Raw genomic sequence first — 21468 nt, 5'->3', positions numbered from 1 at the left:
TCTCGCTTCGCATCGCCGCGAGCGATACACCGCGTCCGGGACAAGAGACTCAGTCTTCCAGAAATTTGCCCGATGCGATCTGCGGCAGGCCGGTGACCGGCCAGTTGTAGATATAGGTCCAGGCCTCGCCGGTGCTGCCGTCTTCCAGCGCCAGCGGCAGCATGCGGCGGATGTATTCGGTCGGCTCCGGAAAGCCTTCGCCGCAGGCTTCATACATGTCGAGTTCGCCGAGCAAGGCGTCGCGGTCGCGCAGGCGATATAGTTCGCCGAACACGATGTCGGCCGGATCGTCCGACAGCACGAGCCCCGGATAATGCTTGATGCAATAGAGCCGGCCGCGGCAGGTGGCGGTGCCCAAAAAATCCGCGCTGCGCGACAAGAGCTGCGCCATCGGATGGTCGAAGCCGCGCATCAGCGTGCCGTAGACGAAGAGACGATCTGAAATCATGGAGCTTTGGACACCGTCATTGCGAGGAGCTCGCGACAAAATTGCAAAGCAATTTTGCGCTGAAGTGACGAAGCAATCCATACGGTGTTTCCGTCGTGCGGAGCAATGGATTGCTTCGCTGAGCCTGTCATCGGGCGCGCATTCGCGCGACCCGTAGGCTCGCAATGACGGAGCCAGCTACGCCGGCACGACCTCGTCGCTGACGACGAAAAACTTCACCAGATCCATCCGGCCAAAGCTCGTGGTCAGCGCGACGTCGGCAGCGTCGCGGCCGGTGCCCATCAGGACGCGGCCGATGCGGGGGACATTGTGGCGGGCGTCGAAGGTGTACCACTGGCCGGAGAGGTAGACCTGGAACCAGCCGGAGAAATCCATCGGCGCGGGGCTGCGCGGCACGCCGATGTCGCCGAGATAGCCGGTGCAATATCGCGCCGGAATGTTCATGCAGCGGCAGAAGGTCAGCGCCAGGTGCGCGAAATCGCGGCAGACGCCGGCGCCCTGCTCATAGACATCATGCGCCGACTTCATGTGATGGGCGTGCTGATAGCCGAAGGTGACGTGGTTGTGCACGAAGTCGACGATCGCCTGCACCTGTGCCCAGCCTGGCGGCGTAGCGCCGAACAGCGACCAGGCGATGTCGGTCAGCTTGTCGGTCTCGCAATAGCGGCTCGGCATCAGATAGAGCAGCACATCGTCGGGCAGTTGATCGATCGGCACCTGCTGCGCGGTCGGCACCACCGCATCGGGCAGACCGGAATCGCGTACCAGCGCATCGCCGCGCAGCGTGACGCCACCGGCGGGCGCGACGAGGCGGCCACAGACATTGCCAAAGCTGTCGCGATAGAAGCCGATCGGAACGTCAGGCTCGGCGACAATGCGCTCGGTGCCGACGATGTCGGCAAAGCGCGAGGGATGAATCGAGAGCATGATCACCATCGGCGTCGGCTGCGCGGCCGCATAGGAAATCTCGAAGCCGACCTTGATCTCCATGGATCAGACCTCTTCCGCCTGCTGGACCCCTTCCCCCACTTCCGCCTCTTCGCCGGCCGCGACGACGCTGATATCGACCTCCATGCCGGCGAATGCATCCGCTGAGCCCAGATAAGTGCCGTGCACCGGGATCGCCTGGCGCGGATCGCGGGCCACCGCAACACGGATCAGATCGCGGGTGCCGACGATGCCGTTGGTCGGATCAAACTCGATCCACCCCGCGCTCGGCAGGTAAACCTGCACCCAAGCATGGGTCGAGCCGCCGCCGACATAACCATGCGCGCCGTCGCCGGGAATGAAGATGTAGCCGGAGACGAAGCGCGCGGCGATGCCGAGCCGGCGCAGCGCCTCGATCATAAACTGCGCATAGTCGCGGCAGGTGCCCGAGCCGGTCTGCAGCGTATCGAGCGGATGCTGGGTGCCCTGCTCATGGCGCTTGCGATAGACGAAGGCCTTGCGAATGCCGTGCGTCATGCCGCTGAGAATCTTGAACGTCGGCGTCGGCGCCTCGGCGTCGAGAAATTGTCGCGCCCAGGCCGACAGCTCGCCGTTGGGATCGCCGTATTGCGGCGTGACGAACTGCAACAGGTCCGGAAACTCCTCGTCGTCATAGAGGAACGGATAGAAATAGGCCGGATCGTCCGGCGTCAGCGCGAACTCTTCCGCTGGACTGTGCTCGACGGTCGCGGTCGCGGTGAACGATAGCGTGTCGGCGCGCTCGTCGAAGGTCGCGATCGCCACGCTGTTGCCAAACACGTCGTGGATCCAGCGCAGCTGCATCGGCTGCGGCTCGATCTCGAGGTGGCTGGCGCGGATGTGCAGGTCGTGCCCCGGCAGCGGGCGCAGCATGACGCGGTGTTCGCCGAACGCGACCGGGCGCGTATAGCGATAAACAGTCTTGTGATTGATGGTCAGGAGCGGCATCGTCAAACAATCGTCGATTCTGGTAGGTCTCATCTAGGCCGAATCCTGCTCAATTGTAGATCGGGCTGCCGCTTCGATAGGCACCGGTTCAGGGAAAATGATTTGAACGACTCTGCAAGCACAGCCCTACTCCTCAGCGCCGAGGATGTTCCTCCAGTCCATGAATATAATGCGGCGGGCCGCTCGCCGTTTCTGCTCACATGTGACCATTACGGCAGGCTTATTCCGCGCCTGCTCGGCGATCTCGGCGTGAGCGAGAGCGAACTGACGCGCCATATCGCCTTGGACATCGGGATCGCCGGCGTCGCGGAAGCGCTGTCTGCGCATCTGGATGCGCATCTGATCGTGCAGCGATACTCGCGCCTCGTGATCGACTGCAACCGCCCGCCCCATGTCGCAAGCTCGATCCCGCGCATCAGCGAGGCGACCACGATACCCGGCAACGAAGGCATTTCGCGCGAAGCTGCCGCGATCCGGCGTGCGCAGGTATTCGATCCCTATCACCGCCGCATCGGCGAGATCATCGACCAGCGCGGCAACGCAGGCATGCCGACGGTGCTGGTATCCCTGCACAGCTTTACGCCCGTCTATGCCGGGATCGCGCGGCCCTGGCACATCGGCACGCTCTACCACCGCGACACGCATCTGGCGCCGCGGCTTCTGAAACTGTTGCGCGCCGAGGGCGATCTCGTGGTCGGCGACAACGAGCCCTATGCCGTCAGCGACGAGACCGACTACACGATCCCCGTCCACGGCGAGGCGCGCGGGCTGATGAACACGGGAATCGAGATCCGCCAGGACCTGATCTCAGATCCCGCGGGCGAGAAGGCATGGGCGGAGCGGCTGGCGCGGATTCTTGGCGAGATCGAAGTGGCACTGCGAGCGCAGCGGTTGATTTGACCCCGATTGCTTTGGGCTGCTTGTGCCGCGCAGCATGCCATGCAGCAGGTACGTTCCTTCCCCACTTGTGGGGAAGGGAACGTACTGCCCGCGTGGCTCGCGTTTCGCTTCCACGTGTGAAGATGCTGGCCATTCATTGAGCCCTGACACGAGATCGCAGCGGCGAGTTGCGGGTCACGCAGGCGGCCGAAGCGAGCTGATCCAGCCTTCGACGATTTCGGATTTCAGCGGGTCGGGACGGTCGCATGTCGGGCACTGCATGACCGCAGGGATCTTGCCGTCGCGCGTTGCGACCAGGATCATTTTCCGTCCGCATTTCGGACAGTCCAGATGTATCGTCTCCAAGGGATGCCCCTCCTTTGGCCCACACAGTGCGACCTGCCGGCAAGACCGCCCTGGCCGCTTGAGGGACGAGCCGGGGGTCTCGCCGGCGCACGAGCACGCTTGGCGGGTGGGTGCCGGCAAGCTGCGGCCGCAATCGCATCGAAGCGTGAACCGGCAGCGTTTGCTATTGATCCAACGTGCAGTATTCGGTCACCCCGCCTTACCGATCGCCCGCGCGCAATTGCATGCGAGAGCGACCTGCCGTTGATGTAAATCAAACAACAGAGTTATCCTAAATCGAAAATCTAGGCGACGGCGCGGTTTGTCAGACGAGGTCTCCATGCGCAGATTGCCCCGCCGACGCCTCTCACGCACACAACGGAGAGTTAAGGTGCGCGCATTGATCATTTCGGCCGTGCTGGTTCTGGGTCTGACGACGCTGCCCGCGCAAGCCCAGACGTATGATCCGGCTTACCCGGTTTGCCTGCAGTCATACGGGCCTCAAGGCGGCATTTCATGTCGCTTTGCGTCCATGGCGCAGTGCAAGGCAGTCGCATCCGGCCGTTCGGCGCAATGCGTGACCAACCCGTACTACGGAAAGCGACGTCGCTAATGCGCTCGAAGCAACGGCTGTAAAATCAGCGCGCCCGTGTCAGCGCCGCCAGATGCCACCACCGATCATGACGCCGCCGGAGACGCGCGATACCAGCCGCGTCCGCTGCTTGGAGAAGAATTTTCGCGCCCGGCCGGCCAGCAGCGCATAGATCGCATCGGTCGAGGCGGCGATCACCATGAAGGTGATGCCCAGCAGGGCCACCTGCGGCAGATGAGGCTTCTCCATGTCCATGAACTGCGGGATGAACGCGCCGAAGAAAATCAGCACCTTCGGATTGGAGAGCAGCACCAGAAAGCCCTGCAGGAAGAAACCGCCGCGCGGCGGCGGTGGCGGCTCGTCGGCGTTGACGCCCTCGACCGGCTCGCGGATCAGCTTGATGCCCAGCCAGATCAGGTAGGCTGCACCGGCAAAGCGCACCCAGTCGAACCAGTAACCCATGGTCGCCATCAGCGAGGTCAGACCGATGGCGACGGTGCCGATCACGATCGCCATCGCGGTTTGTACTCCGGCGCAATTGATCATCGCCGCGCGCGTCCCGTACCGCAACCCGTTCGCGATCAACAGCGTGACGACTGGACCGGGCAACAAGGCGAGTGCGATGCAGGCGGCGACAAAGGCGAGATAGACCTGGAGAGACATGTGGGGTTCCGGCTGTGAGGGCGGTTAGGACATTATGCATGTGGGAGCCGCAGATGGAAGCCGCGCTCTGACTCTCTCTGCCCGTTCTTTACGGGGAGAGTGCTGGGGCGAGGTTAAGAAGCACCGTCACCGTTCCTCCATCGCGGCGATCACCCAGCGGGTCATCTCATTTGTAGCCAGAAACGCCAGCGCGGCGCGCCCTATCTCCGACGCGTCGCCGTTGCCATGCGCGACCGCGACGAGGAGATCGCAGCGGCGCGAGACGGCGATGCCCACCGCGTGTCTCGTGCTGGCGGCCGGCGGCAGCTCATACGCCCTGATCCGCCCCGGCATATCTGCCACGCGCACCACCTGTCCGCTGCTGACGGGCACAAAGCGCTCATTTATCAAATCGACATCGGCGACGCGATCGACCTCATCGTCGTCGGCGATGCCGCGGTCGCAATTGCAGAAACCGATCTTCGGCCGTAGATAGATCGCGACATCGCCGCCGCATCCATCGCAGCGAAAAGCCTTGCCGGCAGGCCAGCCATCGCGCGGGAACGGCCAAGCGATTTCCCGCCACTCGCCATTCCCTTCGTGCTGAAACGACCCTGCATGCTGGTAGGCCGCAGCGCCCGACAGCGCACCGAGCGCGATGGTGGCGAACGCGATGACCGGCCAGCGGCGCATCGCCGGCCCCTTACGGCAGGCCGGCGACGGCGCGCGCCGGGCCGGTCAGTTCCAGAATGTGCAGGCCGGTGTTGGCGCGGTCGACGATGTAGATGTAGCCGCGCTCGTCGGTTTCGACATTGTTGGTCTGGATCGCGACCTTGCAGCGGTTCTTGTCATCGATCTTGACGCAGCGCTTGTCGGTCGCCGCCGTGATCGCCGGAATGAAATAGCCGACCTCGGCGGGATGAAAGGGATCGCGAATGTCGAGGGCGCGAACGCCTGCATTGAAGAAGGCGATGAAGGCCATCTTCTTGTAGAACACCGGCGCCATGCTCTCGTTGGAGGAATGCGCGCCGAACCGCCCGCCCCGCTCGCAAAACGTTCCGCTCGCTTCCGGCACGGTGTAGCTCGAGATCATCATCGGCCGGTTCTCGACAGTGACGTCGGCGAACCACACCATCTGCCGCGGCTCGTTGCATTCGTTCAGGATCGCCTCATCGACGATCATCACGATGTCGCGGGTCTTGCCGTCCTTGTCGCGCGCGAATTCTGCAATCGGCATGCCAAGCATCGGAAAGGTCGTGTGGGCGCCGTTGAACGCCGACATCGGCAGCCGCGCAATTTCCGGCAGCCGCAGATTGTCAGGGGTCGGCTCCTTGGGCCCGTTGAGCAGTTTCTCGCGGTCGACAATCTGCAAGATGCCGCCCTTGTTGGTGCCGTAGCCGAAATAGATCCGGTTGCCGGAAGGCCCGGTCGAGATCGGCCCATGCAGTTCGGTCGGCACCGCGCCGGTTGAGCCGGGCTCCTGGCCGGGCAGGCCGAAATCGCGGATCTTCTGCGGATGGGCGGGATCGGAGAGATCGTAGACCTGCGTCATGCGGCGCGTGCGCCAGTCCGGCGCGCCCGAAACCAGGAAGGCAATGCCGGTGTCGCACTCCCACCAGTTCTTGTGCGTGTCCTTCAGGCCGGCTATCCGCGTGATCAGCACAGGATTGGCGGGATCGGCGACATTCCAGATCTCATGCGCCTCGCCGCCAAAAGTCCTGAGCATGTAAACCGCGTTGCGATCGCCCTTCGGCAATGCCTTGCCGTCACAGATCCGCACCATCTGCGCGCCGCCCCCTTCATATTTGCCTTCCTGTCCCGGGAGGTGGCGCAGATATTTCGGCTGCGAGGGATTGGTGACGTCGACGATCGACGTGCCGTTCGGCTCCGCCTTGCCGGTCAGCGGATTGACCGGCGCCGGAATTTCGTCGCTGCCGCCGTGATGACCGATATAGGCAATCCAGCGGTCGCCCTGATGGTGGATGGTCGGCTGATAAGCGCTGCGCGCCTGCAGATCGCTGGTTCCAACCAGCTTCATGTTGGAGGCTTCGGGCGGCGCGCCGATCACCTGTTGCTGCGCCTCGGCGCCCGAGCATGTGAGGAAATGGATCGCGCACCAGGCTGCGAGTTTGAGGCGATCGCCCATGTTCCACCCCGACTGTTCAAGACCAATCTGCGTTGGCTGACGACACGGTAACACAACCTCGGGCCGCGCCAAACACACGCCCTTGACATGCAACCTTTTGGTTGCCTATTATCTTGGGCATGGATGAGGTCTTCAAAGCGCTCGCCGACGCGTCGCGGCGCGCGCTGCTGGACCGGCTTCACGCCAAAAACGGACAGACGCTGAACGAGCTCTGCGGCGGCCTGGACATGACGCGGCAGGCCGTGACCAAGCACCTTGGAATTCTCGAAGCAGCCAACCTCGTCTCCACGCTCCGGCATGGCCGCGAGAAGCTGCATTACCTCAATCCGGTTCCGATTCATCAGATCGGCGAGCGGTGGATCAAGAAATTCGAGCGCGGGAAACTTGCCGCGCTTAGCGAGTTGAAACGGCAGTTGGAGAAGCGTGATGAGTAAGCCTGAGGCTCTGAATATCATAGAGTTCAAGCCGGCGATCGTCTACACGATCTACATCGCCTCGACGCCGGAGAAGGTGTGGGAGGCGCTGACGCGCGCGGAATTTTCCAGGAAGTATTTCTCCGGCCATGCGGTCGAAGTCGATCAGAGGATCGGCGGTGCCTTCATTATGCGAACGCCGGACGGCGCCCTGCATATTTCGGGCGAGGTGATCGAGTGCGAACCGCCAAGGAAGCTCACCGTCACCTTCAACGTCAACTGGCCGGCGCTGGTGGAAAAGCTCGGGCCGACGCTCGTGACTTACGAGATCGAGCAGGCCGGCGATGTCGTCAAGCTGACGATGCTGCAATCGCACGACCGCGACATCAGCGACGACATCCTGTCCGGCGGCCGCACGGGCTGGCCCGCAATCCTGTCGAGCCTGAAGAGCCTCCTGGAGACCGGCAACGCGCTGACCATCCAGATGCAGCCGCCGGAACGAATGCTGGCCGCGCTGAAGGAAATGGGCATCGGGACGCCGTAGGCGGCGTCCTTCCTCCCCCAACCATCACTCGCGTGCCGATTCCTGTGCGTGCTATTGGCTACGACTCGTGGTATCCTGCGGTTATGGTGAAACGGAAGAACATTGCGGCAAAAAAGGCGGGGTCTGGCCGGTTCGTGCTCGGAAGCGATCGCTTTGCCAAGATCAGTGAAGTCGAGGGCATCAAGCTCACGCCGGCGATGAAAAAGCGCGCCAACGATGCGCGCAGCAAAGGCCTCACGGCGGACGAATATCGCCAGGCAATCATTCGCAGCCATCGCAAGGGCTGACCGACCGCATGTACGATGCGATCGAAGATCCCTACACCTACAAGAATTCGACCGTACTGGTGAATAAGCTCGACTTGCGAAACCAGAACGAACTCGAGGCATTCGAGACAGAAATTTCCAGCGCGCGAGCGGAAGAACCGCTGCCAGACGGATCGATGGACTTCGAGCATTACAGGGCTATCCACCACCATCTGTTTCAAGATGTCTATCAGTGGGCAGGGCAGATCCGCACGGTCAGGATTGCGAAGGGCGGCAATCCGTTCTGCTTTCCCGAAAACATCGAAGACCAGGCGAACAAGCTGTTCGACGGTTTGCGATCTGCGGATTTCCTTCGGAATCTCGATGCGCTGAGGTTCGCAAACCAAGCTGCGCATTTCCTGGCAGAGCTGAATGCGATCCATGCCTTCCGCGAAGGAAATGGACGGTCGCAGCTTACGTTCTTCGCCCTGCTGGCCGACCCCGCGGGCCACCCGCTCAAAATCGAAAAACTGAAGCCGGACGAAATGCTGGGGGCGATGATTGCCAGTTTCGACGGCGACGAACGCAAGCTCGCCAGTGTGATCAATGATCTGATTGCGTGATCCTCCAGCGGAACCCAGCGCAACAATAGAAGCACGGCTCCCACGGGAACGACGATGGAGGGCCATAGCCTTCTTGCCGGGCTTCACGAGTGGACTCGGACTTGCCTAGAGGATATTCCAGCACGCGTGGTTCCAGAATGGCTGGTTCGCAGGTAGATTCCGAACGTCACTCTAACAACGAAACAGCTGATTTGAGCGCGGAACGACGCACCGATGAGCCTGCGCACCCGGCTATTAATTCTCGTTATTGCCGCGATGCTGGTGCCGGCCATCCTGGTGGGGCTGCGCTTCGTGCAGAACCGCACGAGCGACATCGATGCCGCGCTGGCCAGCCTGTCGGCTACCGCCAACGATATCCTCGGCGATCTCGATGAGAAGATTCAGGGCACGGCCCAGCTTCACTATGGCCTCGCCCGCGCCCGCGACCTCAATACCAGCGACAAGGCGGCCTGCTCGGCCTTCCTGTCCGCCGTGCGCGAGGAATACACGCGCTACACCGGCATCCTGACCATCAATCCGGACGGCAGCCTGTTCTGCGATTCGCTACGAACCAACCGGACGCTCGATCTCAGGGATCGCGCCTATTTCAGGCAGGCGCTGACAGCACACGGCATCGTCACGCTCGAGCCTGTGTTCGGCCGGCTGACGGGGACGTCCGTGCTGCAGATCGCCTATCCGGTTCGCACCGAATCCGGCGAACTGAAATTCATCCTGCTCGCCTCGTTCAACCTGCAGAAATTCGCCGAGGACCACGACAGGCGCCTGTCCGATGATAGCGAGATTCTGCTGGTTGACAGGAAAGGCACGGTCCTCGTCGCGCCCGACAGCAAGGACTGGACCGAGCCGGCCGGCGTATCGATTGCAAGTTCGGAGCTGTTCCGGTTTGCGGCCTCGCCGCACCGCGAGCCGTTCCATGAAGCGGCCGGGCGCGAGGGCCGAACCCGTGTCTGGACTGCTGCTCGCTCGCCCTCAGCGCGCGATGCCGGGCTCCACATCATGGTCGGGCGGCCCAAGGACAGCCTGGTGGCCGCGGCCAACCGCCGTCTTTACGAGGACCTGGCAATCCTTGCGGTGGCCTCGCTGCTGCTGCTCGCGGGCGTCTGGATTCTCGCGACCATGATTATCGGCCGTCAGGTCGGACGTTTGGCCGCGATGGCGACGAAGCTCGGGCTTGGCGATCTGCGCGCGCGGATTCCCCTGCCCCATCCGGGCGGCGAGCTCGGCGGGCTGATGACACAGTTCAACAGCACCGCTGAATCGCTCGAGCGTCAGCGCGCCGCCATTGACGAGCTCAACCAGAAACTCACCCAATCCCAAAAAATGGAGGCGATGGGTCAGCTCACCGGCGGCGTGGCGCATGATTTCAACAATCTCTTGACCGTCATTCTCGGCAATGCCGAGCACCTTGCCGAGCGGCTGGCTCCTCACAAGGAGCTGAGCAACATCGCCGAGAGCATCGCGACCGCCGCCGAACGCGGCTCGGACCTGACACGAAGCCTGCTGGCGTTCGCGCGCAAGCAGCCGTTGATGCCGAAGCACATCGACATCGGCCAGAAAATTCTCGGCATGGAGCCATTGCTGCGCCGGACGCTCGGCGAACATATCGAGTGCGAATTCCACCTCGATCAAGACCTGTGGCAGGCCAGCGTCGATCCCGGCCAACTGGCCTCGGCGCTGCTCAACCTGGTGCTGAATGCGCGCGACGCCATGTCATCAGGCGGCAAGCTGACGGTCGAGGTCAAGAATACGTCGCTCGGTGAAACCGACGTCGATGTCAACGGCGAAGCCCGGCCCGGCGACTATGTCATGGTTGCGGTGACTGATACCGGCACCGGCATGACGGCCGAGGTCGCCGGCCGCGCCTTCGAGCCGTTCTTCACCACCAAGGAGGTCGGCAAAGGCACCGGCCTCGGCCTGAGCATGGTCTACGGCTTCGCGCAGCAATCCGGCGGTGCGATGCAGATCCGCTCCGAGCCGGGCCATGGCACCGCGGTCAGACTCTTCTTTCCCCGGGTCGGGACATCTCAGCCGAGCGCCGTGCCGTCCAGCAGTCAGCCGGCCGCGCCGACTGGCAGCGAAACCATTCTCGTGGTCGAGGACGACGACATGGTGCGCGGCTATGTCGAAGGCGAACTGAAGGCGCTCGGTTATCGCGTCATCGTCACGCCCAACGCGCCCGCGGCACTCGAAATACTGCGCGGCCCCGAGAACATCCATCTCCTGTTCACGGATGTCGCGATGCCCGGCGGCATGTTCGGCACCGAGCTCGCCCGCCAGGCCGCGCGCCTGCGGCCTCAGTTGAAGATTCTCCTCACCTCCGGCCATACCGAACATCCCGCCGAGGCGATCGACGGGGCCGGCCGCGACGTGCGGATCCTGAACAAGCCCTACCGCCGGCACGATCTGGCAGCGATGCTGCGTGCGGTTCTGAAGGCGAAATGATCGGGGTCGCGATCTAGCCGGGCACCGGCGCGATGATCCGGCGATAGAGGTGCCAGGTGGTGTGGCCGAGCACCGGCAGCGTCACCACGAGACCGAGAAAGTACGGCATCGCCGAGACCGCGAGCAGCACCACGATCAGTGCCGCCCAGCCGATCATCGGCAGCGGGCTCGTCACCACCGCGCGGACGCTCGTGATCATCGCGGTGACGAAATCGACGTCGCGGTCGAGCAGCAGCGGAAACGACACCACGGTCAGCGAAAACAGGATCAGCGACAGCGCGGCGCCGACCGCGTTGCCGATTGCGAGGAACAGCAATCCCTCATTGGTGGTGAGAACCACGGTGATGAAATCGTGCAGGCTGGAGAACGAGGCGTTGAGCCCGAGCAGCAGCGCGATCAACAGCCGCACCTGGTACATCCACACCACGAACACGAACAGCGTGACGAAGGCCATCCAGCCGATTTCACTGCGCGTTCTGATCGTGGCCCAGATCGCGCCGAACGAAACCGGCTGCACGGCTTCGCGCCGCCGGCTCACCTCGTAGAGCCCGATAGCGACGAACGGGCCGATCATCGCGAAGCCCGCGGCAAGCGGATAGACCAGATAGACCATGCCGAATGCCGTCAGGCAGAGCAGGATTGCGATCCCGCCGGCGGCATAGAATGCACCGAAGGCGAGCCCGTAGAGCGGCATCGCCTGAAAATCCCGCAACCCCTGGCTCAGCGCCTCCGCAATGTCCGCCGCAGTAATCGGCCGCACCACCGGATCGGCCTTTCCGGAGATCGACATCGCGCTCCCCCTCCATGATCGGACGTATTGGAGCCGATCCACGGGACTGCGTATTGATCTTCGTCAAGCCATCGGGCGCCGGCATTGCCGCCTGACGGCTCCCCCTCACCGCTTCGGCGGCTGGAAACGGGAGCACCGCATGTCAGAACCGGAGCAGGAGCAGCAGCGCCACAACAAGGTTCGCAACAAACAGCACCGCATCGATGACAAAAATCCGGAGCATCGGCCCCTTCAACACAGGCCAATACGCCACCCCGACCCGTCCGCCGCGCATCAGGACCGGAAGGTTGTAGGCGAACTGGCTGAAGTGACACGCGGCGAAGAACAGGAACAACGCAAGCTGCGCGTCCGCCTGAAAGAAGGGCGGCCGGAACAAAAGGAGATACAAGGACAGGAGGCCGATCGGCAGATTGATCCCACCCAGAAACGCAACGCTGGCCGACAAGGTCGGGGCGATCGGATTTCCGCGCTCCTCGCGCGGCACCAATATCTTGAGCGTATTGCCCTGGGCAATACTGAACTGGATGAACGCGCCGCCGAACCAGAGCGTATTGAGAAGCAGAATAATGTCCGAAAATCGCATGGCTACTTTCCGTAGAAGGCCTCGCTACGCATCACACGGCCGGCACCGTCGAAGTCCATGAACTCGCTGGCGCGCGCGTCGCCCAGCTGCCACCAGACCGTCAAGCGAGCAATCGTATCGTCCCAACTCCAGTTCAGGATTTTCAGGTCCGCGCTAGCGATATGGCCGTAGGCCTTCTGCCAGTAAGCACGGATGTTCTCGACGCCCGCGACCACGGGCGACTCGGTTAATTTGAGCGCCAGGGGGCTGCGCATCTCGGCGTTTTCGGCGAAGTGCGAAACGACGGCGTCGATATCGACCTTGCGCCAGTTCGCACACCACGTCTCGACAAAGCGTCCCGCAGCGGCCCGGTCCATTGGCTGTTCGCTCATGCTCGCGCCCTCTCTCTGTGCAACTGCCAGGAAGAGATGACACAGGGCAATTTTAACGTCAACTATGTTGACATGAGAAAGCGGTCAGTTGTTGTCTGCGATGACCCCCATGACCGCCATCCAGGCAGCAGCGCCGGGGGAACCGACACGATCAAACGCCTCGCGCAGCACCTTGCGCTCGTAACCCGACGCCCGTTGCTCGATGCGCTTTCCTGCTTCCGTCAGCCGCAGCAGTTTGGAGCGATGCTGCTCGGGCGACCGCTTCGATGTCAGAAGCTTACGTTGCAGCAACAGGCCAAGCGGCCGGTTCACGGCTTGCTTGGATATGCCGAGGATCTCGATCAGCGACCCGATCGAGATGTCGGGCTGGCGCGCAACCACATAGAGAATGCGATGGTGCGGGCGCGACAGGCCAAGCGTGGCAAGATACTGGTCGGCCGAGAGCGTCATCCCGCGCCAGCCGTAATACATGAGCTCGAGCGCCGCGTCCAAATCGTGGAGCTTCTTGAGCGAGGCGCGGTGCAAGCCCGCGGCGTTGGTCGTTTTCTTTTGCATTTTTCTACCGCGTCGAATTGACCGAAGAGCCCTAACCCAGCGCCCGCAGTTCCCGCCGCAGCACCTTCCCCGTCGCCGTCATCGGCAGGGTCTCGGCGAACTGCACGAAGCGCGGATATTCGTGGGCGGCGAGTTGCACTTTCACGAACTCCTGGATCTCGCGCGCCAGCGCGTCGCTTGGCGCAAAGCCCGGACGCAGCACGATCCAGGCCTTGATGGATTCGGTGCGGATCGGATCGGGAATTCCGACCACCGCCGACATCGCGACCGCCGGATGTTTCATCAGCGTGTGCTCAATCTCCGAGGGGCCGACGCGATAGCCGGCGGTGGTGATCACGTCGTCCTCGCGGCTGACGTACCAGAAATAGCCGTCTTCATCCTGCACGCCGAGATCGCCGGTCAGCAAAAATTCGCCGGCATATTTCTTCGCGGTCGCTTCCGGATTCTTCCAGTATTCGATCATGGTGCAGGGACAGGGCTGGCGCACGCCGATGATGCCGCGCTCGCCACGGGGCAATTCCTCGCCCTTGTCGTTGACGATGCGGACATCGAAGCCCGGCGTCGCCTTGCCCATCGAGCCGGGGCGGATCGGGAACAGGTTCGAATTGCTGCCGATCACGAGATTGCATTCGGTCTGGCCGAACACTTCATGCGCGTCGATGCCGAAGGTCTCGCGCACCCAGCCGTGCAATTCGCCGCCAAGCGATTCACCACCGGTGAAGATGCTGCGCAGGTTCAAGGCCGGATTTTTCACGCCGGCCTGCCGCATCAGTTTCAGCGCAGTCGGCGGCAGGAAGGTGTTGCGGATGCCAAGCTCGGCCATCATCGTCATCGCCGCCTGCGGCTCGAACTTGCGCGCGCGGTGGCCGACCAGGGGAATGCCGTGATACCAGAACGCCAAGAGGCAATTGATCAGCCCGCCGATCCAGGCCCAGTCGGCCGGCGTCCACATCAGATCGCCCGGCCGCGGCAAGAAATTGTGGCACATCTCGACATTGGGGAGATGGCCGAGCACGACGCGATGCGCATGCAGCGCGCCTTTCGGATTACCCGTGGTGCCCGAGGTGTAGATGATCAGAGCCGGATCGTCCGCCGAGGTATCGACGGTAGGGAACACGTCGTCCGCTTCCTCGATCGCCGGCCAGAACGGCTTCGCGCCAGCGTGCGCGATGTCGGTCGTGACATAGATAGCCTGGAGATAGGGCAGCCGGTCGCGAATCTTCGAGAGCTTCTCCCATCCGCTTTCGTCGGTAACGATGGCCCGTGCGCCGGAATTCGACAGCCGGAATTCCAGCGCGTCCTCGCCGAACAGCGCGAACAGCGGAATGGAAATCATGCCGGAACGGAACGCCGCGAGATGCGCGATCGGTAATTCAAGGGATTGCGACAGGAACACGGCTATGCGGTCGCCGCGCGAGAGGCCGTCGGCCTTCAACACGTTGGCAAACCGGCGTGACATCTCGGCGACCTCGTCGAACGAGGTGCGCGTGGTGACGCCGTCCTCGTCGACATAGATCAGCGCCAGCCGGTTGGTGCCGTCGGCATATCGATCGCAACACGCAGTCGCCATGTTGAAGCGATCCGGGACATCCCAGCGGAAGTTGCGGTAGAGCTCGTCGTAGGTTGAGGCTTCGGTGAGCATGGTGGCGGCCCGTCGCTAACGTTCGTCATGGCCGGACTTTGTTCCGGCCATCCAGTTCTTGTTTGCTTCGCCAGCGAGTTTAAAGACGTGGATGCCCGGGACAAGCCCGGGCCTCACGTGGAGCGGCGTTTTGTAGCCCTCCTTAAGGCACCCGCGCCCTCTCCATCGCAAGTTCTGCCTCGAGGCTTGCGATGTCCCGATAGATCGAGGCGACAGCCAGCACGCGGCCGTTGCTCTTGTACCGCAGCAGGCAATCCTTGCCGGATATGTCGCCGTCGACGGTGATTTCATCCCATTTCTCGGCGTGGCCGACATAATTGATCGGCACATCATAGTGCTGGCTCCAGAAGAACGGCACCGCATGGAACGGCTCGCGCTGCCCAAGCATGTTTCGCGCGGCAGTCTGGCCCTGACGCTCGGCCACCACCCAATGCTCGACGCGAATAGTCTCAAGGGAATGCGGATCGGGCCAGCGCGCGATATCGCCCGCGGCATAGACGCCGGGGATGCTGGTTTCCAGATAAGCATTGACGGTGACGCCGCGATCGACCGCCAGCCCCGCCTTCTCGGCCAATTCGAGGCGTGGACGCACGCCGACGCCGACCACCACGATATCGGCCTCGATCGCGCCGCCGCTTTTCAGCGTCGAGCGCTTGCCCTCGATCGCGGTGACGGTGTCGCCGAGATGGAAGATGACGCCGTGCTCCTCATGCAAGGCGCGGACGAAGTCACCCAATTCGGGCCCCAGCACGCGCTCCATCGGCCGCTGCTCGAGGCCTACGACGTGGACCTCGACATTTCTGGCGCGCAACGACGCCGCTGCTTCAAGTCCGATAAAGCTCGCCCCGATCACGACCGCGCGCCGCGCGCCATCAGCCAATGCAATGATCGCACGGGAATCGGCGAGCGAGCGCAGCACGTGGACATGGGGCTGATCCATGCCCGGTATCGGCAGGCGCACCGGCTCCGCGCCGGTCGCCAGCAGCAAACGGTCGTAGGGGATGGTCTCCCCGCCTGATGTGACGACATGGCGCGCGTTGGTGTCGATGGCCGTGACCTCGGTGTTGAGCCGCAGCTCGATCTTCGCCTCGGCATAGAAATCATCCGGCCGCAACGGCACCCAGTCCTCCGGCGCGCTGCCGGCGAGATAGTCTTTGGACAGGTTCGGTCGGTCTACCGGCGCCGCCGCCTCATGGCTCAGCATCACGATGCTGCCGGGATATTCCTGCCGCCGCAGCATCTCGGCTGCGGCAAAGCCTGCCGCGCCACCGCCGACGATCACGATCCGGCCGGGCGCATCGGTGACGCCCATCAGCTGCGGCTTGGGCTGGTCACGCTTGTGGCGAACCAGGATGCGACCGTTTTCTTGCTCGACCTTCCAGACCGAGATCGGACTGAGCGCCGGCGCCCGGGTGGCTTCGCCGGTGCGCAAGTCGAAACAGGCGTGATGCCAGGGACAACGAATGCTCTCGCCGGTCACCAGGCCCTCCGCGAGCGGCCCGTGATAATGGGTGCAGTGGGCGCCGATCGCGAAAATCTCCGATCCAGAGCGCACCAGCACGACTTCTTCGTCGCCGACATGGCCAAGCAGGGTCTCGCCCGCGAATTCGGACGGCGTTACACCCTGTGACAGATCGGGACCGGCGGGCGGGGCTTGCTGATCAGCCATCTCATCCTCCGCTAGCTTGCTGCCAGAGCATGTTTCAACTGCGTTGAATCATGCTCGTCGGTCATCTTTTTGTTTGAGCATGATCTCTTTCGGAAAACCGGCGCCCACTTTGCGCTAACGCGGCCCTTCGGGTCCGGATCATGCTCTATGTCGCCATTCCCAAAAATTCCTGGCGGGTCAGCGCGTTGTCGCGAAAGCAACCGAGCATGCGGCTGGTCACGAGATCGGAGTCCGGCTTGTGCACGCCGCGTGTCGTCATGCAGTGATGCGACGCCTTGATAATGACGCCGACGCCTTGCGGTTCCAGCACGTCATTGATGGTGTTGGCGATCTGCGCGGTCATCTTTTCCTGAATCTGCAGGCGCCTGGCATAGACGTCGACGATCCGTGCCAGCTTGCTGATGCCGACCACACGGCCATTTGGAATGTAGGCCACCCAGGCCTGGCCGATGATCGGCGCCATATGGTGCTCGCAATGGCTCTCGAAACGGATGCCGCGCAGCACGATCATCTCGTCATAGCCTTCGATCTCTTCGAAGGTCTTCCTCAGGATTTCAACGGGGTCCTGACCATAGCCAGAGAAGAATTCCTCGAACGCGCGCGTTACCCGCGCCGGCGTCTCGCGCAGGCCGTCCCTATCAGGATCTTCGCCCGTCCATCGGATGATGGTGCGCACCGCCGACTCGACCTCGGCTCTGCCAGGCCTCTGCATATCGGACAGCGATGCTCTTGCGCGATCGAGTGTATGTACATTCGGATTCATCGAGATACCTTTCCACAACGCTTGCAATAACGAGCTTGAACCCGTTGGACGCTGCGTCGGCAGAAAGGTTCCCGCGGAAAAACTATCCCGACAGCGCCGCCTTCACCATATTGGAGGCTTCGATGAGCATTACGCCGCGCGACCCATGAGGCGGGCGGTCCTGCCACGTCTGCAGCGGCTGGAGCCTCGCGAAATGCACGATTGGAACGGCAGCAATAGGCACCTCTGAGATATGTCGACGGCCGGGGAGAATGTCTGTTCATCAGGGTAGACCGGGAGTAACCGGCCGATGGTCAAATGACCCGGAACCGACCTTGCACCGCATCGACGAGGCTTCAGTCCATGATTGATCCGGATCGGTCGTCGGAGCAATAATGACTGGATATCGGAGACTCCGATGGCTGATTTCGCTATGCCGGAGACGCGGTACGCGCTCAGCGGCGACATAAACATCGCCTATCAGACTATGGGGCATGGTCCGCTCGACATCGTCATCGTGCCGGGCGCGATTTCCCATGTCGAATTCCACCATGAACTGCCCGGATTAACGGCGTTTTTGCACCATCTATCAAGATTTGCGCGCGTTGTGACCTTCGACAAGAGAGGGCAAGGCCTGTCGGATCGCGTGTCCGGTGTGCCGTCGCTGGAAGAACGCATGGACGATGTTCGCGCCGTCATGGATGCGATCAGCTCGAAGCGGGCTGTCCTGCTTGGGTTCTCCGAGGGCTGTCCCATGAGCGTGTTATTCGCGGCGACGTATCCTGAACGGGTATCACATCTCGTTCTTGTCGGCGGTTTTGTCCGCGCGGGGCGTTCCGTATCCGACGAGGCGTTCGAAGCCCTCGTTGCGGCGAAAGTAGCAGCATGGGGCACGGGCCTATCGATGAAGCGCGTGATCGGGACCCACGACGGAAACGCGCGCGAGATTGCGCTATTGGGCAAGTTGGAACGTCTGTCGTGCAGTCCCGGCGCTTTCAAAACACTTATGTTGATGAACCGTCGGATCGACGTAACCTCGGTCCTGCCCAGCGTGCGGGTTCCCGCACTGGTCCTACACAGTCGCGCCGACGCAGTCGTCCCGATTGCTGAAGGTCGAAAGCTCGCTGCCGCTATCCCCGGCGCAAAATACATCGAATACGGCGATCTTCCCCATGGCGCGTGCTTTGCGGAAGCGTGCGAGGGGCTAATCGGCGACATTGAGGAGTTCGTCACTGGACATCGCGACGCCTCTTTTCCCGAAACGGATCGAGTCCTGGCGACCGTCCTCTTCACCGACATTGTCGACTCGACGCGTATGGCGGTGGAAGTCGGAGACCAGCGCTGGCACGAACTGCTCGATCGTCACGATCGTCTGGCGAAGCAGACGGTCGAGAAGCATCGCGGAAATTTCGTGAAAAGCACAGGCGACGGCATTCTCGCAACCTTTGACGGACCAGGGCGCGCGGTGCGTTGCGCGCTCGCCTTCGGCGCAGCTGCGCAGCAAATGGGTCTCCCTCTGCGCGCCGGCCTGCACACCGGCGAAATCGAGTTGCGGGGCCGGGATGTCGGCGGGATCGCGGTGCACGCCGCCGCACGCGTGATGGCGCAATGCGGTGCGAACGAGGTCCTTGTATCGCGCGTTGTAACCGATCTTGTCGCCGGTGCTGGGCTCAAATTTACGGAACGCGGTGCGTTCGATCTCAAAGGCATTCCCGGCCGATGGGAATTGTTCGCTGCGGCCCAATAGGGCCCGCGGGAAGATCTGAGGGCTCGTGCTGCAAAAGACTCACCCGGAGAGCGCCGCCTTCACCATGCCGCTGGCCTTGCCGAAGTCCATCTGGCCGGCGAACTTGGCGCGCAGCACGCCGATCACCTTGCCCATGTCCTTCACGCTGGCGGCGCCGGTCTCCGCGATGGCGGCGGAGATCGCAGCCTTCACTTCGTCGTCCGACATCTGCTTGGGCAGATAGGCGGAAATGACGGCGATCTCCTCGCGCTCCTGCGCGGCAAGCTCGGCGCGGCCGCCCTTGTCGTAGAGCTCGACCGATTCCTGGCGCTGCTTGATCATCTTCTGCAGGAGGCCGAGCAGGTCGGCATCGGAAAGCGGCGGCTTGCCCTGCCCGCGCGCGTCAATATCGGCGTTCTTGATCGCCGAATTAACCATGCGCAGCGTGGAGAGCTTGCGCTCTTCCTTCGCCTTCATGGCCTCCTTGACCGCGTTGTTGATGTCGTCGCGCAGCATGGTTGCCTCACTGAAAATAGCGCCGCTGAAAGGGCCCTTGGGTCTATCGGAAGATTCCGCGTCTATATAGGGGCTGGGCTAACCGCGCCACTACGGGAGTGGCCTCCGGTCCGGCGGACGGGCACGAAACGAGCGAGATCGGCTCGAATTGGTTAAGCCGAGCGGTCCCATTTCAGGCGGATTTGGCCCGAAAAACGCAGGACCGGCGGAACCGGCGGTCAAATATGCAGCAAACGCATGTGAATCCCGACGTTTTCCGGCCTTCCGGCTTTGACGCGCGGGGGCGCTTGCGACTATGAAGTGCGCTCATGACAACATCCGATAATTCCTCAGCCTGGCCGGACCAGAAACCGACCGCGCTGCTCGTGCTTGCCGATGGTACCGTGCTGGAGGGTTTTGGCCTCGGCGCGGAAGGCCACGCTGTCGGCGAGGTCTGCTTCAACACCGCGATGACCGGCTATGAGGAGATCCTCACCGATCCCTCCTATGCCGGCCAGCTCATCACCTTCACCTTCCCGCATATCGGCAATGTCGGCACCAACGACGAGGATATCGAGACGGTGAACATGGCGGCGACACCCGGCGCGCGCGGCGTGATCCTGCGCTCGGCTATATCAGACCCCTCGAACTACCGCGCCACGCGCCACCTCGACCAGTGGCTGCGCGCCCGCGGCATCATCGGTCTCTCCGGCATCGACACCCGCGCGCTGACCGCGCTGATCCGCTCCAAGGGCATGCCGAATGCGGTGATCGCGCATTCGAAGAACGGCACGTTCGACCTGCACGGGCTGAAGGAAGAGGCGCGGGAATGGCCGGGCCTCGAAGGCATGGACCTGGTGCCGATGGTCACATCAGGCCAGCGCTTCACCTGGGACGAGACGCCGTGGACCTGGCAGCAGGGTTTTGGCCGGCAGAGCGAGCCGGAGTTCAACGTGGTCGCGATCGACTACGGCATCAAGCGGAACATTCTGCGGCTCTTGGCCGGTGAAGGCTGCAAGGTCACGGTGGTGCCGGCGACGACGTCGGCCGAAGACATTCTGGCGATGAAGCCCGACGGCGTGTTCCTGAGCAACGGCCCGGGCGATCCGGCGGCCACGGGCAAATACGCCGTGCCCGTGATTCGTGAGGTGATCGCGTCGGGCACACCGACTTTCGGCATCTGCCTCGGTCACCAGATGCTGGGCCTCGCCGTCGGCGCCAAGACCAGGAAGATGCATCAGGGCCACCATGGCGCCAATCATCCGGTAAAGGACGAGACCACCGGCAAGGTCGAGATCACCTCCATGAACCACGGCTTTGCCGTGGATCAGGACACCCTGCCCGAGGGCGCCACGCAGACCCACATCTCGCTGTTCGACGGCTCCAATTGCGGTATCGAGCTCAAGGACAAGCCAGTATTCTCGGTGCAATACCACCCCGAGGCCTCCCCGGGCCCGCGCGACTCGCACTATCTGTTCAAGCGGTTCGCGGACCTGATGCGGGAAAAGAAGCGGGCGTAAGGCGCTCACTCGTCATTGCCGGGCCTGACCCGGCAATCCATCCTCCTTGAAAAGCGATGGATGCCCCGGGTCAAGCCCGGGCATGACGACGTGATATGTGCCGAAATATGTGCCGAATGATCATCATCACAAACCGCAGAAC

23 protein-coding genes and 1 pseudogene are annotated in these 21468 nt (G+C 62.7%); 9 read left to right on the top strand and 15 right to left on the bottom strand.

Translation table 11 applies throughout. The features are described from left to right. Positions 1–49: 49 nt before the first annotated feature. The 3 genes from ACH79_RS16390 to ACH79_RS16380 all read right to left on the bottom strand — a co-directional run bounded on the left by ACH79_RS16390 (position 50) and on the right by ACH79_RS16380 (position 2362). The gene (locus ACH79_RS16390) at positions 50–448 is read right to left on the bottom strand and encodes a gamma-glutamylcyclotransferase (protein ID WP_161851907.1); all 399 of its coding nucleotides are present in this window, start codon (positions 446–448) and stop codon (positions 50–52) included. A 177-nt stretch (positions 449–625) separates the two neighbouring features. Further along, entirely contained in the window at positions 626–1438 is an 813-nt protein-coding gene (locus ACH79_RS16385; RefSeq protein WP_161851906.1) for a transglutaminase family protein, read from the bottom strand. A 3-nt stretch (positions 1439–1441) separates the two neighbouring features. After that, positions 1442–2362: a transglutaminase family protein gene (locus tag ACH79_RS16380; RefSeq protein WP_161856395.1), complete on the bottom strand. Its 921-nt coding sequence runs from the start codon at positions 2360–2362 to the stop codon at positions 1442–1444. A 102-nt stretch (positions 2363–2464) separates the two neighbouring features. Between ACH79_RS16380 and ACH79_RS16375 the strand changes: the two genes are divergently transcribed. Continuing rightward, complete coding sequence (locus ACH79_RS16375; protein WP_161851905.1) at positions 2465–3262, top strand: N-formylglutamate amidohydrolase; 798 nt, start codon at positions 2465–2467, stop codon at positions 3260–3262. 174 nt (positions 3263–3436) lie between these two features. On the opposite strand, the gene ACH79_RS44775 is transcribed toward ACH79_RS16375, so the two are convergent. Continuing rightward, positions 3437–3565, bottom strand: a complete 129-nt coding sequence (locus ACH79_RS44775) for a hypothetical protein (RefSeq protein ID WP_256380320.1) — start codon at positions 3563–3565, stop codon at positions 3437–3439. 361 nt (positions 3566–3926) lie between these two features. Here ACH79_RS44775 and ACH79_RS16370 point away from each other — a divergent pair, with 361 nt between their 5' ends. Beyond that, positions 3927–4199 carry a DUF3551 domain-containing protein gene (locus ACH79_RS16370; RefSeq protein WP_161851904.1) on the top strand — a complete coding sequence of 91 codons (273 nt, stop codon included), beginning with the start codon at positions 3927–3929 and terminating at the stop codon, positions 4197–4199. Between the two features lie 25 nt (positions 4200–4224). Here the strand turns inward: ACH79_RS16370 and ACH79_RS16365 are convergent. The 3 genes and pseudogenes from ACH79_RS16365 to ACH79_RS16355 form a co-directional block, all read right to left on the bottom strand. Next, positions 4225–4841: pseudogene (locus ACH79_RS16365) on the bottom strand (LysE family translocator). A 126-nt stretch (positions 4842–4967) separates the two neighbouring features. Further along, positions 4968–5513 carry a hypothetical protein gene (locus ACH79_RS16360; RefSeq protein ID WP_161851903.1) on the bottom strand — a complete coding sequence of 182 codons (546 nt, stop codon included), beginning with the start codon at positions 5511–5513 and terminating at the stop codon, positions 4968–4970. Positions 5514–5523: 10 nt separating this feature from the next. Beyond that, complete coding sequence (locus ACH79_RS16355) at positions 5524–6966, bottom strand: LVIVD repeat-containing protein (protein WP_161851902.1); 1443 nt, start codon at positions 6964–6966, stop codon at positions 5524–5526. A gap of 119 nt (positions 6967–7085) precedes the next feature. Here ACH79_RS16355 and ACH79_RS16350 point away from each other — a divergent pair, with 119 nt between their 5' ends. From ACH79_RS16350 to ACH79_RS16330, 5 genes are all read left to right on the top strand, one after another. Continuing rightward, positions 7086–7400 (top strand): helix-turn-helix transcriptional regulator, encoded by a 315-nt coding sequence (locus ACH79_RS16350; RefSeq protein ID WP_161856393.1) that lies wholly within the window; start codon positions 7086–7088, stop codon positions 7398–7400. Positions 7401–7410: 10 nt separating this feature from the next. Then, the gene (locus tag ACH79_RS16345; protein ID WP_161856394.1) at positions 7411–7923 is read left to right on the top strand and encodes an SRPBCC family protein; all 513 of its coding nucleotides are present in this window, start codon (positions 7411–7413) and stop codon (positions 7921–7923) included. 32 nt (positions 7924–7955) lie between these two features. After that, positions 7956–8210 carry a hypothetical protein gene (locus ACH79_RS16340; RefSeq protein ID WP_161851901.1) on the top strand — a complete coding sequence of 85 codons (255 nt, stop codon included), beginning with the start codon at positions 7956–7958 and terminating at the stop codon, positions 8208–8210. 155 nt (positions 8211–8365) lie between these two features. Continuing rightward, entirely contained in the window at positions 8366–8791 is a 426-nt protein-coding gene (locus ACH79_RS16335; protein WP_371419414.1) for a Fic/DOC family protein, read from the top strand. Positions 8792–9004: 213 nt separating this feature from the next. After that, entirely contained in the window at positions 9005–11233 is a 2229-nt protein-coding gene (locus ACH79_RS16330; RefSeq protein WP_161851899.1) for an ATP-binding protein, read from the top strand. Positions 11234–11246: 13 nt separating this feature from the next. On the opposite strand, the gene ACH79_RS16325 is transcribed toward ACH79_RS16330, so the two are convergent. The 7 genes from ACH79_RS16325 to folE all read right to left on the bottom strand — a co-directional run bounded on the left by ACH79_RS16325 (position 11247) and on the right by folE (position 17606). Next, on the bottom strand, positions 11247–12023 hold the full coding sequence (locus tag ACH79_RS16325; RefSeq protein WP_161851898.1) for a DUF2189 domain-containing protein: 777 nt from the start codon (positions 12021–12023) through the stop codon (positions 11247–11249). Positions 12024–12165: 142 nt separating this feature from the next. Further along, the gene (locus tag ACH79_RS16320; RefSeq protein ID WP_161851897.1) at positions 12166–12606 is read right to left on the bottom strand and encodes a hypothetical protein; all 441 of its coding nucleotides are present in this window, start codon (positions 12604–12606) and stop codon (positions 12166–12168) included. A gap of 2 nt (positions 12607–12608) precedes the next feature. After that, the gene (locus tag ACH79_RS16315) at positions 12609–12977 is read right to left on the bottom strand and encodes a nuclear transport factor 2 family protein (RefSeq protein WP_161851896.1); all 369 of its coding nucleotides are present in this window, start codon (positions 12975–12977) and stop codon (positions 12609–12611) included. Positions 12978–13061: 84 nt separating this feature from the next. After that, on the bottom strand, positions 13062–13532 hold the full coding sequence (locus ACH79_RS16310) for a MarR family transcriptional regulator (protein ID WP_161851895.1): 471 nt from the start codon (positions 13530–13532) through the stop codon (positions 13062–13064). 31 nt (positions 13533–13563) lie between these two features. Further along, on the bottom strand, positions 13564–15174 hold the full coding sequence (locus tag ACH79_RS16305) for an acyl-CoA synthetase (RefSeq protein WP_161851894.1): 1611 nt from the start codon (positions 15172–15174) through the stop codon (positions 13564–13566). A 142-nt stretch (positions 15175–15316) separates the two neighbouring features. After that, positions 15317–16843: an FAD-dependent oxidoreductase gene (locus tag ACH79_RS16300; protein ID WP_161851893.1), complete on the bottom strand. Its 1527-nt coding sequence runs from the start codon at positions 16841–16843 to the stop codon at positions 15317–15319. A 145-nt stretch (positions 16844–16988) separates the two neighbouring features. Further along, a complete protein-coding gene (folE, locus tag ACH79_RS16295) occupies positions 16989–17606 on the bottom strand; it encodes a GTP cyclohydrolase I FolE (RefSeq protein WP_161851892.1) in 618 nt (205 codons plus the stop codon). A 397-nt stretch (positions 17607–18003) separates the two neighbouring features. On the opposite strand from folE, the gene ACH79_RS16290 reads away from it, so the two are divergent. After that, a complete protein-coding gene (locus ACH79_RS16290) occupies positions 18004–19332 on the top strand; it encodes an adenylate/guanylate cyclase domain-containing protein (RefSeq protein ID WP_161851891.1) in 1329 nt (442 codons plus the stop codon). 39 nt (positions 19333–19371) lie between these two features. Here the strand turns inward: ACH79_RS16290 and ACH79_RS16285 are convergent, their stop codons facing one another. After that, entirely contained in the window at positions 19372–19827 is a 456-nt protein-coding gene (locus tag ACH79_RS16285) for a GatB/YqeY domain-containing protein (RefSeq protein WP_161851890.1), read from the bottom strand. A gap of 308 nt (positions 19828–20135) precedes the next feature. Between ACH79_RS16285 and carA the strand changes: the two genes are divergently transcribed. Then, positions 20136–21326 (top strand): glutamine-hydrolyzing carbamoyl-phosphate synthase small subunit, encoded by a 1191-nt coding sequence (gene carA, locus ACH79_RS16280; protein WP_161851889.1) that lies wholly within the window; start codon positions 20136–20138, stop codon positions 21324–21326. Positions 21327–21468 lie beyond the last annotated feature (142 nt).

Source organism: Bradyrhizobium sp. CCBAU 051011 (assembly GCF_009930815.1).
Classification (GTDB): domain Bacteria; phylum Pseudomonadota; class Alphaproteobacteria; order Rhizobiales; family Xanthobacteraceae; genus Bradyrhizobium.
This window is presented reverse-complemented; position numbering and strand designations above follow the sequence as displayed.